Annotated in this window: 14 protein-coding genes; 4 read left to right on the forward strand and 10 right to left on the reverse strand. The window is 65.4% G+C overall.

The window, feature by feature from the left end; translation table 11 throughout:
- The first annotated feature begins 38 nt into the window (after nucleotides 1-38).
- The gene (locus D5687_RS08480) at nucleotides 39-704 is read left to right on the forward strand and encodes a YdiY family protein (protein ID WP_125199346.1); all 666 of its coding nucleotides are present in this window, start codon (nucleotides 39-41) and stop codon (nucleotides 702-704) included.
- Between the two features lie 111 nt (nucleotides 705-815).
- Here D5687_RS08480 and D5687_RS08485 read toward each other — a convergent pair whose 3' ends face one another.
- The 9 genes from D5687_RS08485 to hemH all read right to left on the reverse strand — a co-directional run bounded on the left by D5687_RS08485 (nucleotide 816) and on the right by hemH (nucleotide 9,789).
- Entirely contained in the window at nucleotides 816-1,205 is a 390-nt protein-coding gene (locus D5687_RS08485; protein WP_125199347.1) for a RidA family protein, read from the reverse strand.
- Between the two features lie 17 nt (nucleotides 1,206-1,222).
- Complete coding sequence (locus tag D5687_RS08490; protein WP_125199348.1) at nucleotides 1,223-3,406, reverse strand: bifunctional (p)ppGpp synthetase/guanosine-3',5'-bis(diphosphate) 3'-pyrophosphohydrolase; 2,184 nt, start codon at nucleotides 3,404-3,406, stop codon at nucleotides 1,223-1,225.
- Between the two features lie 25 nt (nucleotides 3,407-3,431).
- Entirely contained in the window at nucleotides 3,432-3,758 is a 327-nt protein-coding gene (gene rpoZ / locus D5687_RS11540; RefSeq protein ID WP_125199349.1) for a DNA-directed RNA polymerase subunit omega, read from the reverse strand.
- A gap of 116 nt (nucleotides 3,759-3,874) precedes the next feature.
- Nucleotides 3,875-4,507, reverse strand: coding sequence for a guanylate kinase (gene gmk, locus D5687_RS08500; RefSeq protein WP_125199350.1), 633 nt, complete (start codon nucleotides 4,505-4,507; stop codon nucleotides 3,875-3,877).
- A gap of 58 nt (nucleotides 4,508-4,565) precedes the next feature.
- Nucleotides 4,566-5,024 carry a glycine zipper 2TM domain-containing protein gene (locus tag D5687_RS08505; protein WP_125199351.1) on the reverse strand — a complete coding sequence of 153 codons (459 nt, stop codon included), beginning with the start codon at nucleotides 5,022-5,024 and terminating at the stop codon, nucleotides 4,566-4,568.
- A gap of 344 nt (nucleotides 5,025-5,368) precedes the next feature.
- Nucleotides 5,369-6,136, reverse strand: coding sequence for an exodeoxyribonuclease III (locus D5687_RS08510; RefSeq protein WP_125199352.1), 768 nt, complete (start codon nucleotides 6,134-6,136; stop codon nucleotides 5,369-5,371).
- 187 nt (nucleotides 6,137-6,323) lie between these two features.
- Complete coding sequence (locus D5687_RS08515; protein ID WP_192894163.1) at nucleotides 6,324-7,730, reverse strand: DegQ family serine endoprotease; 1,407 nt, start codon at nucleotides 7,728-7,730, stop codon at nucleotides 6,324-6,326.
- A gap of 157 nt (nucleotides 7,731-7,887) precedes the next feature.
- On the reverse strand, nucleotides 7,888-8,664 hold the full coding sequence (locus D5687_RS08520; protein ID WP_125199353.1) for a molybdopterin-binding protein: 777 nt from the start codon (nucleotides 8,662-8,664) through the stop codon (nucleotides 7,888-7,890).
- Nucleotides 8,665-8,676: 12 nt separating this feature from the next.
- Nucleotides 8,677-9,789, reverse strand: coding sequence for a ferrochelatase (gene hemH, locus D5687_RS08525; RefSeq protein ID WP_125199354.1), 1,113 nt, complete (start codon nucleotides 9,787-9,789; stop codon nucleotides 8,677-8,679).
- Nucleotides 9,790-10,005: 216 nt separating this feature from the next.
- Between hemH and trxB the strand changes: the two genes are divergently transcribed.
- From trxB to D5687_RS08540, 3 genes are all read left to right on the forward strand, one after another.
- Nucleotides 10,006-10,965, forward strand: coding sequence for a thioredoxin-disulfide reductase (trxB, locus tag D5687_RS08530; protein ID WP_125199355.1), 960 nt, complete (start codon nucleotides 10,006-10,008; stop codon nucleotides 10,963-10,965).
- A gap of 67 nt (nucleotides 10,966-11,032) precedes the next feature.
- Nucleotides 11,033-11,389, forward strand: a complete 357-nt coding sequence (locus D5687_RS08535; RefSeq protein WP_125199356.1) for a hypothetical protein — start codon at nucleotides 11,033-11,035, stop codon at nucleotides 11,387-11,389.
- Nucleotides 11,389-12,288 carry a hypothetical protein gene (locus D5687_RS08540; RefSeq protein ID WP_125199357.1) on the forward strand — a complete coding sequence of 300 codons (900 nt, stop codon included), beginning with the start codon at nucleotides 11,389-11,391 and terminating at the stop codon, nucleotides 12,286-12,288. The genes D5687_RS08535 and D5687_RS08540 overlap by 1 nt, the downstream gene beginning before the upstream one ends.
- A gap of 22 nt (nucleotides 12,289-12,310) precedes the next feature.
- Here D5687_RS08540 and yfbR read toward each other — a convergent pair whose 3' ends face one another.
- Nucleotides 12,311-12,925: a 5'-deoxynucleotidase gene (gene yfbR / locus D5687_RS08545; protein WP_125199358.1), complete on the reverse strand. Its 615-nt coding sequence runs from the start codon at nucleotides 12,923-12,925 to the stop codon at nucleotides 12,311-12,313.
- Nucleotides 12,926-12,970: the final 45 nt, after the last annotated feature.

A 12,970-nucleotide genomic window follows, 5' to 3' on the forward strand; every position in this document is an offset into this window, starting at 1 on the left:
TGGTATCAGATTGATGGGGTGAAGGTGCCCCATCAACCATTAAATCCGTATACCCAGTTGATGAAGGATGGAGTGGCTCGGCCGAATTAGGCGCCTCGATGACCACCGGTAACACCGAATCGTCCATAGTCAACGGCAAGTTCGAGATGGGCTACGTGACCGGCCCCTGGACCCACGACCTCCGCCTCGAGGCCATGCAGGCAAGCGAAGACGGCGAGGACACGGCGAACCGGGCACTGGGCGAGTTCGAGAGCAATTACGCCCTGACCGAGCGCGACTACCTGTTCGGCGTGCTGCGCGGCACCCACGACGAGTTCTCGGGCTACAAATACCAGTCCAGTGTCGCCGCCGGTTACGGCCGTAAGCTCTGGGTCTCGGAACGCGGCTACTGGGACGCCGAGATCGGTCCGGGTCTCCGGGTCTCTGAAACCGAGGACGGCGTGCGCGAGACCAACCCCATCGCGCGTGTCGCCAGCAGTTTCGAGTACCGCCTTTCTGATTTCGCCGAATTCAACCAGGACGTGACCGTGCTTGCCGGAGAGGACAACACCGAGATCGAATCGGTTACTGGGTTGTCCACCTCCCTGACCGAGACGCTGGCAATGAAGCTCGCCTATACCGTCCAGCACAACACCGACGTGCCGGCCGGTACCGAAAACACGGACACCTATACCTCGGTCAATCTGGTCTACAACTTCGACTGATCGAGGCATTCGCCCGGATGGGCGAACCCGATTGGAGACGACGACAAGCAAAAGGCCCGGTGGCAGATGCCAACCGGGCCTTTTCTCGTCCGGGTTGCACAAACGGGCCGATCAGTCCGGCAGGACCATCACCCCGTCGATCTCCACCTCGGCGCCCTTGGGGAGGGCGCGCACACCGAGGGCCGCGCGGGCCGGGAACGGCTCGGCGAGATATTCCTTCATGATCGCGTTGACGGTCTCGAAGTGCGACAGATCCGGCAGGTAGATCTGCAGCTTGACCACGTCGGCCAGCTCGCCACCGGCGGCGCGGCAGACGGCGGTGAGGTTGTCGAACACGCGTCGGGTCTGCGCCTCGATGCCACCCTCGACCAGCGTCATGGTCGCCGGGTCGAGCGCGATCTGCCCGGACAGGTAAACGGTGTCGCCGGCGCGCACGGCCTGGGAATAAGGGCCGATGGCGGCCGGGGCGTCGTTGCTCTGAATGATTTCGCGTCGGCTCATGGTCTCTCCGTGAAAGGTCAGTGGCGCGAGACGCGCACCACGTCACGCAATTGCTTGATCGAGCGCATCACGCGGGCCAGGTGGATCCGGTCGGTGACGCGCACGGTGATGTCGATGATGGTGAGGTTCACGTCGCGATCGTCGAAGCGCACGTCGTCGATGTCGGAGCCGGCGTCAGACACCGCCGCGGCGATGCGCGCCAGGCCGCCACGTACGTTGTTGGCCTGGATGCTGATCTGCGACTGGTATTCGCCGGTGGGTTGGGTCTCCCATTCCACCGCCAGCCAGCGCTCGGGGTGTTCACCGGCATCGCTGGCATTGGGGCATCCCTGGCGATGGACGACGATCCCGCGACCGGTCGACAGAAAGCCGACCACCGAATCGCCGGGCACCGGGTGACAACAGCCGGCGAAGCTGACCACCAATCCCTCGGTGCCGCTGATGATCACCGGCGCCTGCTTGGCGCTACCGTCACGCAGGATCTCGTCGGGGTCTAGCTTGCCGGCTTCGGCCTTGAGCAGGCGCACGACCAGTGGGGCCATGCGATTGCCCAGACCGATTTCGCGCAAGAGGTCGTTGAAGCTCTCCTGGTGGTACTCGCGCAGGATCTTGTCGATGCGCGTCTCGTCGAGCTCCTCGATGTCGCAGCCCTCGGCCGTCATCGCCTTTGCCAGAAGACGGTGGCCCAGGCGGATGGCCTCGGCATCCTGCAGATGCTTGAGGTAGGCGCGGATGTTGGCCCGTGCCCGAGCGGTGACCACGAACGACAGCCAGCTGGGATTGGGCACCGCGCCCGGGGCGGTGATCACCTCGACGGTCTGACCGGACTCGAGCGGGGTCGACAGTGGCGCGAAACGCCGATCGATCTTGCAGGCCACGCAGGTATTGCCCACGTCGGTGTGGATCGCGTAGGCGAAATCCACCGCGGTGGCACGACGTGGCAGTTCGATGATCTCGCCCATCGGCGTGAAGACGTAGACCTCGTCGGGGAATAGGTCGACCTTGACCGACTCGAGGAATTCCTGCGGGTTGCCGGCCTTCTGCTGGATCTCCAACAGGTCGCGCAGCCATTCGCGCGCCCGGGTCTGGGTGACCGACCCGCGGTCGCCCTGGGTCTTGTAGAGCCAGTGGGCGGCGATACCGGACTCGGCGAACTGGTGCATCTCGTGGGTGCGGATCTGCACCTCGAGCGGAATGCCGTGCGGGCCGAACAGGATGGTGTGCAGCGACTGGTAGCCGTTCGCCTTGGGGATCGCGATGTAATCCTTGAAGCGCCCCGGCAGCGGCTTGTAGAGATTGTGGACGATGCCGAGCGCCCGGTAGCAGTCGTCAACCGAGTCCACCAGCACGCGCACCGCGAACACGTCGAACACCTCCTTGAAGGAGAGGTGCTTGGACTGCATCTTGCGGTAGATGGAATAGGGGCGCTTCTCGCGCGCCAGGCTATCGGCGGTCAGGCCCTCGTGGGAGAAGCGCTGCTCGAAACGCTCCTGGATGCCGGCGACGATCTCCTTGCGGTTGCCGCGCGCGCGGCGCACCGCCTCGCTGAGGATGCGGTGGCGCAACGGGTGGAGCGAGGCGAAGCCCAGGTCCTCGAGCTCGTGCCGGATGGCGTTGAGGCCCAGCCGGTTGGCGATCGGCGTGTAGATGTCGAGCGTCTCGCGCGCGATGCGCCGACGCTTGTCCGGGCGCATCACGCCGAGCGTGCGCATGTTGTGCAGGCGGTCGGCGAGCTTGATCAGGATGACGCGCACATCCTCGACCATCGCCATCATCATCTTACGGAAGTTCGCCGCCTGCGCCTCGGCCTTCGACTTGAAGCGGATCTGGGCGAGCTTGGAGACGCCATCGACCAGGTGGGCGACTTCCTCGCCGAACTCGGCGACGATCTCGTCGTGGACGATGTCGGTGTCCTCGACGACGTCATGCAGGATGGCCGCGACCAGGGTGGCCTCGTCCATGCGCAGGTCCGCGAGGATGTGCGCCACCGCGATCGGGTGACTGATGTAGGGTTCGCCGCTCTTGCGGGTCTGACCGGCGTGCGCCTGGGCACCGAATTCGAACGCGGTGCGAATCCGGGCAATGTCCGCCTGGTCGAGATACTCGGCGAGGTGCTGGGCCAGCGGGGCGAAGAAGACGTCGGTCAGGTGCGACTCGGCCGTCGCGGCGACGACCGGTGTCCCTGTCTGCCCGCTCTCCATCGGTGCCCCGACCCGGCCCTTGGGCTCAGGCCTCGTCGCTGGTGGCCGGCGTGGCCGGGCGGGCCGGTTCGGCGCTTTCGTCGGCAAACTGGGCCAGCTCGGCGCGGATCTCCTGCTCGGTGATCTCGGAGCGAGACAGGGTGATCTGCTTCTCGATCTCGTCGATGCGTGCGCGATCGATCTTGCCCTCACCCAGCTCGCGCAGGGCGATCACCACCGGCTTTTCCTTGCCCATCGGCACCAGCGGCTCGGCGCCGTGCTCGATCTGGCGGGCGCGCTTGGCCGCGGTCAGTACCAGCTCGAAGCGGTTGGGGATCTTTTCCAGGCAATCTTCTACGGTTACGCGTGCCATCGGTGTCTTAGCCTCGGTATACAGGTTGGACGGCCCGGCCGTCAGGGGACGACCGGGCCGTATCGCGGTTGGGTGTCTTCTCGACCGAAAAGACGTTTCTGAGCACTAGTTTACGGTCAGTCGGCCTCGCCCAGCAAATCGGCGATCAGCTCGGGCTGCCGTTCGCGCTGCCGATCGGTCTCAAGCCGGGCGGCGATGAACAGCGCGTCGAGCTCATCCAGCGCCTGCTCGAAGTTATCGTTGATCACGAGATAGTCGTACCAGTGGCACTCGCTCATCTCGCGGCGGGCTTCCGCCAAACGCCGCGCGATCACCTCGTCGTCGTCCGAGGCGCGATTGCGCAGGCGGCTTTCGAGTTCGGCGCTGCTGGGCGGGAGAATGAAAATGAAGATCGCCTCGGGAAACAGCTTCTTCACCTGCGCCGCGCCCTGCCAGTCGATCTCGAGGATCAGGTCGCGGCCACGCTCGAGCTCCTCACTGATCGCCGCCTTGCTGGTGCCGTAGTAGTTGTCGAACACCTTGGCATGCTCGACGAAGGCCTCCTGGGCCAACATCACCTCGAACTGCGAGATATCGACGAAGTGGTAGTGCTCGCCGTTGATCTCGCCGTCCCGCCGCGGGCGGGTGGTGTGCGAGACCGACAACGCCAGCTCCGGCCGACGTTCACGCAGCGCCTTGATCAGGCTGGTCTTGCCCGCCCCGGAGGGCGCCGAAATCACGAATAGCTGTCCACGCGGCGTTGCCGTCATCGTCTCTCCGTCTGTTTCTTGTCGGTCCCAGGGAACCTCTGTTCAGAGGTTCCCCAGCTCAGCGAGTCACGCGGGTGGTGCCGTCACGCGCCTCGATCACCCGTACGCGCTCGCCGGGCTGGAAGGATACATCGGTGGCCTGCACGATGCTGACGGTCCGACCGTTGTCGAGTCGGACGGTGATCTCGTAACCCGCCTGTCGGGTAATGCCTTCCTCGGCCGCCGAACCGGCCACGCCACCCAGCAGCGCGCCACCAACGGTCGCCAGCGCGCGACCCGTGCCGCCACCGACCTGGTTGCCCAGGATGCCGCCGGTAATCGCGCCCGCGCCAGTGCCGATCGGGGTCTTGGTGCCCTCGATCTGTACCGTGCGGATGTTCTGGACCGTGCCGTAGTAGACGGTCTGCATCTGGCGGGCCGAATCGCGCGAATAGGCGCCACTCGAAAGACTGCTGGCACAGCCGGAGAGAAAGGCCAGGCCGGCGACAGCCAGCACCAGGGTCATCCAGTGTTTCATGTGGAACCTCCGCACGAGTTAACGAACATTTGAAAGTATAAGTCAGATACCCGGCGTGCCGCAGGGTTCTCTTGGGAACCTCTGCACGATTCGATAGTGCCTCTGCGGGACCGCCAAGGGCCCAGTTGCAAGGCGCAGTCCGCCGTGAATGGCGGGGTCCTTCGCAAGGGCTGCAACACCGCTAATGGGTCCTTGGCGGCACGCCCGAAGGGGCTGGCGGGTTTGCCCGCACTCGGCGTTGCCGTCCCTCGCCGGGCAATGAGCCCGCCTTCGGCACGGCGCCTTGATTGCGAACAAACCCGCGAGCCGGAGACACCATCGAATCGTGCAGAGGTTCCGTTGGATCAGCGATAGTCGATGATCAGGGGCGCGTGGTCGGAGAACTTCTCCTCGCGGTAGACCTGCACGTCCGCCAGCCGCTCGCTCAGATCCGGAGTGACGATCTGGTAGTCGATCCGCCAGCCGACGTTGTTGTTCCAGGCATTCGCCCGATTCGACCACCAGGTGTACTCCGCGACGTCCGGCTTGAGGGTCCGGTGGGCGTCGACGAAACCCAGGTCATCGAACACCCGGTCGAGCCAGGCGCGCTCGTAGGGCAGGAATCCGGACTTGTTGCGATTGGCACGCCAGTTCTTCAGGTCGATCTCGCGGTGGGCAATATTCCAGTCACCGCAGAGGATCAGCGAACGTTCCTCGTCACGGACCCGCTGCAGCATGGGCAGGAAGGCCTCCAGGAAGCGATCCTTGGAGGCCTGGCGGTGATCCCCGGCCGACCCCGAGGGCAGGTAGAGCGAGGCGACGGTGAGATCGCCCACGTCGAAGGCACAGTAGCGGCCCTCAGCGTCGAACTCCCCCAGCCCCATTTGCGTGGTCACGGCCTCTGGCTGGATCCGGCTGTAGATGGCCACCCCGCTGTAGCCCTTGCGCTCGGCGTCGACGTAGCGGCAGTGGTAGCCCTCGGGCCAGAAGGTCGGGTCCTTCTCCAGCTGCCAGGCCTGGGCCTTGGTCTCCTGGATGCAAACGAGATCGGCATCCGCCGTGGCCAGCCAGTCGAAGAACCCCTTGCGCGCTGCGGCGCGGATGCCGTTGGCGTTAAAACTGATTACCCGCATGTGTTCGTCCAAATGGATGGATTCTAGCAAGGTAAATTCGAATCAAATCGGCCATCCGAGCAGCCGCCGAGAACAAAAGTGCAAAAAAAACCCCGACCATCGGGTCGGGGCAGCGGTTCTTCCATGAGGAGCCATTCAATGAGAGTGGTTAGTCGGTTAAAAGTTCCTCGAGCGGCGGTCTCGTTCGTCAGTCCAGATCGACCGCCAGGAACAACGGTTGACCGCGGCGCAACAGGCGAATGGCAACCGGGCGGTTTTCCGGTGCAGAGGACAGCGCCTCGATAAGATCCTGCTCGCTGCGCATCGGGCGACGATTGACCTCCAGCAACACGTCGCCCGGCTCGAACGCCCCGGCAAACGGCGAATCTCCGGCAACCGATTCGATCTCGATGCCGTAGCGCACGCCGAGGCTGCCACGATCGCCCTTTTCCAGCGGCGCGACGGACAGCCCGTACGACGACAGGGCGCCGCCACCAGCGGCCGCCGAGGCATCCAGCTCGGAAAGCACGACCTCGAACTGCATTTCTTCGCCATCACGGATCACGGTCACCTCGGCCGGCTCGCCCACCGGGGCGGCGCCCACCAGCCGCGGCAGCTGGCCGGAACGCCGGACCGGCTTGCCGTTGAACTCGGTGATGATGTCACCGGACTCGAGACCCGCCTCGGCCGCCGGGGTATCCGGTTGGACCTGGGCGACCAAGGCGCCCTGCGTGTCGTCCAGACCGAACGAGCGGGCCAGTTCGTCGGTCACCGGCTGGATGATCACGCCGAGATAGCCGCGGCGCACCTCGCCGGTGTCCTTGAGCTGCTCGGCGACGTTCATGGCCACGTTTACCGGGATCGCGAACGAGATGCCCATGTAGCCGCCGGAGTTGGTGTAGATCTGAGAATTGACGCCGATCACCTCGCCATCGGCGTTGATCAGCGGGCCGCCGGAGTTGCCCGGGTTGACCGGTGCATCCGTCTGGATGAAGGGCACGTAGGTCTCGTTGGGCAGGTCACGGCCGATGGCCGAGACGATGCCGTGGGTGGCCGAATGATCCAGCCCGAACGGCGCGCCGATGGCCAGCACCCATTCGCCCACGTCGACCTCGTCGGAGTCGCCGATGGTCACGGCGGGCAGGTCCTCGGCATCGATCTTCAGCAGGGCAATGTCGGTACGGCGATCCTCGCCTATCAGCTCGGCGGGGTACTCCTTCTGATTGTTCAGGCGAACACTGATTTCGTCCGCGCCACGGACCACGTGGGCGTTGGTGATGACGTAGCCATCGTCACTGATGATGAAACCCGACCCCAGCGACTGGGCCGGACGCGAGCGCGGCATCGGCTGCTGCGGCATCTGCTCGAAGAAATCGCGCAGCATGTCGCCCATCGGGCCCGGCGGGAGGTTCGGCATCTGCGGCAGTTGCCCCGATTGGCTCGACTGCTGCCCCTTGGTGACGGTGTTGATGTTGACCACCGCCGGGGCGTTGTCCTTCGCCAGCTTGGCGAAATCCGGGTACTGCGCCTGGGCAGGCGACCCCAACAGCAGCATCGTCGCGGCGAGTGCGACCGCAAGAAGCGCGGCGGCTCGGCGGGTTGTCACGAATGCCATCATCGACCAACTCCTATTCCGGTTCGGAATCATGCGAAAGGTAACAGCCAAGCCCCGGATCAAGGCTAAAGGGACCAAACGAGAAGGGGCCAGATCGATGAGATAGGGCTTCCCGCATGAAGTTCAAGTTCAATCCCCCCGGCGGGACGGATCCGCCTCACGCGGGGCGCTGCGAATGCACCGTGATCTCGCGTTCATGCAAGGCGGCGACCAGCGCGGTCATGGCCCGCTCGACCTCCGCACGTTCCCCCTTGAAGCCCAGTTCCAGCAGCCGTCGTTCGGTCGAGAGCACCGGCAGGCTGAACAGCCGCAAGGCCGGGTGGGCCGCACAGAACGCCTCCATCAGGTCGACCAGCTCGCTCTCCGGGGTGTCGATCAGCCAAAGCGATCGCTCCACGTAGCCCGCATCCCCGAGTCCGGCCAGCGGGCCGGCAAGGATGTTATCGAGCATCGCGTGCGCCATCTCGGGGAAGCCGGGCAGGAAGAAATGCCGTTCAAGGGCAAAGCCCGGCACGCGGTTGAACGGGTTGGGTACCAGTTCCGCGCCCTCCGGCAGGTCGGCCATCAGGATGCGCTTGGGGTGGGCGCCCTCGCCGAACTGCGACTCGATCAGTGCGGCGGCCTCGGGGTGGCGCACCAAAGGTCGCCCGAAGGCCTTGGCGGCACAGGCCCGAGTGAGATCGTCGGGCGTCGCGCCGATGCCGCCGAAGCAGAACACCGTCGCGCCGTCGGCTCGGCTGCGACGCAGCAGATCGATGATGGTGATCTCGCGATCAGGCAGGAACTGCGCCCAGTCGACCACCAGCCCGCGGTCCGCAAGGCGCTCGGTGACCGCCGCGAGATGCCGGTCCTGCCGGCGACCGGAAAGTATCTCGTCGCCGATCACCACCACGCCGATGCCGGCAAGCGCTCCGTTGCCAAGACCCTCGTTCATCCCGGACGCGCTCTACTGTTTCGCCCCGATCTTCAGGGCGTTCTCGCGCACCCGGTCGCGCTCGCGCTGGTCCTCGACGGCATCGAACTCGCTGTGCTCGACCCAGCCCTGGGTGTGCTGACGGACCAGACGGGCCAGCGCATCGAGGTGATCGCCCCGGTCGTTGAGCGCCGGGATGTAGTGGTAGGTCTCGCCGCCAGCCTCCTCGAAGTACTCGCGGTTCTCGTCTCCGATCTCCTCGATGGTCTCGAGGCAGTCGGCCGAAAAGCCCGGGCAGATCACGGCGATGTGCTTGACGCCCTGGCCGGGCAGGGCCTTCAAGGTCTCGTCGGTGTAGGGCTTGAGCCACTCCTCGGGGCCGAAGCGTGACTGGAAGGTGACCATGTAGTCGTCCTCGGACAGGCCCAGGCGTTCGGCGACCAGCCGCGAGGTGACGTAGCAGTGGCAGTGGTACGGGTCGCCGTTGAGCAGGTAGCGCTTGGGCTCGCCGTGGTAGCTCATGATCAGCTTGTCGGGCTTGCCGTGCTCGTCGAAATGCTCCTGGATGCTCGCCGCCAGGGCATCGAGGTAGCCCGGGTCACGGTGATACTGGTTGATGGTGCGCAGCTCGGGCACCCAGCGCCAGTGCATGAATTCGTCGAAGACCGCGTCCAGCGTCGAGGCGGTGGTCGCACCGGCGTACTGCGGGTAGAGCGGCAACACGACCACGCGCCGGCAGCCGGCCTCGCGCAGTTCGTGCAGGGCCGAGGGCACCGACGGGTTGCCGTAGCGCATGCCGAGTGCCACGGTCACCGGGCCGGCCATCTGCTCGCTCAACCGCTCCTGCAGGCCCTGCTGCTGCTGCCGCGCGATGGTCAGCAGCGGCGAGCCCTCGCCGTGGTGATCCCAGACCGAGCGGTAGGCCTCGGCGGATTTCGCCGGGCGGGTGCGCAGCACGATGCCGTGCAGGATCGGCCACCACTTCCACTTCGGCAGCTCGATCACGCGCGGATCGGAGAGGAACTGCGCGAGGTAACGGCGCAGCGCCGGCGCCTCCGGCGCGTCCGGCGTACCGAGATTCAGCAGCAGTACTCCCAGTCCTTCCGCACTGCCGTGCTTGTAGTCCGGTTCACCTTGGTAATTCATTCGATGGCCTCAACATTTTTCGACGAGTATCCTACAGTCTGGACGTGCTCGGCCGACGCACCAACACGCGTCGCCGAACCCGAGACCGGGTCAATCCCGGGTCATTCTAGGCAAACCAGTCACACGTTGCCGGACCGGATGATTTCACGCCGATCCGGCGGTCGCCGTCACGCCGGTGACCCTTACACCGAATAATCACAGGAGTGCTCCCACACCATGGCCGACAGCAACACCCGCCACAGCAAACTGCTCATCCTCGGCTCCGGCCCCGCCGGCTACAGCGCCGCGGTCTACGCCGCACGGGCCAATCTGGACCCGGTCCTGATCACTGGCATGGAAATGGGCGGTCAGCTGACCACCACCACCGAGGTGGAGAACTGGCCGGGTGACCCGGACGACCTGACCGGCCCGGCGCTGATGGACCGCATGAAGGCGCACGCCGAGAAATTCGACACCGAGATCATCTTCGATCATATCCACACCACCAAGCTCGACGAGCGCCCGTTCACGCTTACCGGCGACCAGGGCACCTACACCTGCGATGCCCTGATCATCGCCACCGGCGCCTCGGCCCGCTATCTCGGCATCGAGTCCGAGCAGGCCTTCCGCGGCAAGGGCGTGTCGGCCTGCGCGACCTGCGACGGCTTCTTCTACAAGAACCAGACGGTCGCCGTGGTCGGCGGGGGCAACACCGCGGTCGAGGAAGCGCTGTACCTTTCCAAAATCGCGGCCAAGGTGCACGTGGTGCACCGTCGCGACCGCTTCCGCGCCGAAGACATCCTGATCGATCGCCTGATGAAGAAGGCCGAGGACGGCAACGTCGAGATCCACTGGAACCACGAGGTCGACGAGGTGCTCGGCGACCAGATGGGCGTCAACGGCCTGCGCATCAAGGACAAGGAGGGCGAGACCTCCGATCTCGAGCTCTCCGGCGTGTTCATCGCCATCGGCCACTCGCCCAACACCGGCATCTTCGAGGGCCAACTCGACATGCCCGGCGGCTACATCAGCGTCAAGAGCGGCACCAACGGCAACGCCACCGCGACCTCGGTCGACGGCGTGTTCGCGGCCGGCGACGTCATGGACCACGTCTATCGCCAGGCGATCACCTCGGCGGGCACCGGCTGCATGGCCGCGCTGGATGCCAAGGCGTTCCTGGAAAAGCTGGACGACTGATCCCGACTGACCATCGCTTCATCCGGCCGATCGGACGATCGGCCATCACGACTGAAGGAACACCGACATGGATCCAACCATCGCCGCCTACGTGGTGCTACTGGCACTGGCGCTCGGCCTGACCGGCGCGCTGCGTGCCGAACGGGAACACTGCGGCCGGGGCCTGTTGATCGTCACCACCCTGGCCGGTTTCCTGGTGGTCGCGGCCGTCAGCGCGCTGCTGACCTCGCAGAGTGCGCTCGAGCTCGTGCTGTCGACCATCGCCGTGTTCTTCGGCGCGCAGTCGGCGGCGACGGCCTTCCTGCTGCTGCGCCAGGAGATACATGCCGAACCGGCGGACGAGCCCGACGAGCAGGACCTGCTCGACGAGGAGGACCGCGAACAGCAGTTCGCCCATGAACGTGCCAGCAAGGAGGTGTCGTGATGGGCATCGGATTGATGATCGACAATGCCGGCTGGTTCGCCCTGGGGCTGGTACTGATTACCCTCTCGGCGCTGACCCACCCGGGGCGCCGCCGGGTCTGGATGTGGGCGCTGCCGCTGGCGATCCTGATCGTGCTCGCCGGCGCGCTCTTCCCCGGGGCGGCCGGCGATCTGCCGGGCATGGGCTGGAAGGCGTGGCTGGCGATCGCCGCGCTGGCCTTCGGCGTGGCCGCCGCGCCGTGGTATCGGGCCAATCGCAACCAGGATACCCGCCTGATCGACCTGGTGCGGGGTGCAGCGATCGTCCTGATCGGCAGCGGCATCACCATCACCCTGCTGGGCGTGATCGGCTGGGAGCAGACCACGCTCTACCTCGGTGCCTGGGATCTGCGCCTGGCCGCGGTGCTGGGCATCTTCATCGGTGTCTGGACCGGCGTCACCGGGCTGATCCACTGGCTACGCCTCAAGGGCACGTTGCTTGCCTCGAACCGGGGCTCGCGCAATCAGCAGATCGCTCAATGGGTGGTACTGGCGATCATCGGGGTACTCGGCGTGATCGCCGTCGCCTACCCGAAGGTCGCCGTGGCGCCATTGGTCCTCCTGATCGTGCTGGCAATCGAATGGGCGGCCCTGGCGGCCCTGTCCCAGAAGCACGAGGACCTGTTGCATATCCAGGCACGGCACGTCGGCCTGGTGGGCGTGGCCATCGTCACGCTCGGCTACGTGCAGAGCAGCCTGTTGCTGCTGGTGATCGGTGGGTTGGTGGTTGCCGGCTCGATCCACTTCGTCAAGCGCCAGGGCGCCTTCTGCCAGATCTCGCGGCGGACCTTCTACGACGACGAGACGGAGGATGCCACCGCCGAGACGGAGCCGAACGAATCGACCAGCTCGGCGAAGTGATCGCGCCCGGGGTTGCCGGGGCTCAGTCGTGACTCAGGTCGTCGAGGGTCAGCTCGAAGGCATCGACGAACTGCTGACGGAAGAAGGCCACCGCCGGCAGGTCGGTCATCTCGTCAAGCTTGCCGTACAGGAACTCCTCGGCACGGCGGAATTCCTGGTTGCCGGCGGCCCGCTCCTCGATGCACTTGAGGTAGGCGGACAGCGAATCGGCGGCCTTGACCAGCCGCAGCACCTCGGGCTCGATGCGTGCGCTCTCGATCACCTCGGCAAACGATTCCTGCAATGACTCGGGCAGCAAGCCGATGATCTTGCGTTCGGCGTGCGCCTCGAGTGCCTTGTAGGAATCGCGGATATCCTCGCGGAAGTACTTCACCGGTGTGGGCAGGTCGCCGGTGATGATCTCCGAGGCATCGTGGTAGAGCGCCACGCTGACCACCCGACCGACGTCGTTGTTCTCGCCGAATTCCTGGTTGCCGATCACCGCCAGGGCGTGGGCGATCATCGCCACCTGCAGGCTATGTTCCTGGACGTTCTCGCTGCGCGTGTTGCGCATCAGCCCCCAGCGGTAGATGTACTTCATCCGCGAGAGGTAGGCGAAGAAGTGGCTTTTTTCGGGGCTCTGGTCGGATTCGCTCATCGGGCTCCTGGCAATTTTCTGGCAATCATCAAAGGCTAAGCGGGT

It is taken from the genome of Guyparkeria sp. SCN-R1, assembly GCF_003932495.1.
Taxonomy (GTDB): domain Bacteria; phylum Pseudomonadota; class Gammaproteobacteria; order Halothiobacillales; family Halothiobacillaceae; genus Guyparkeria.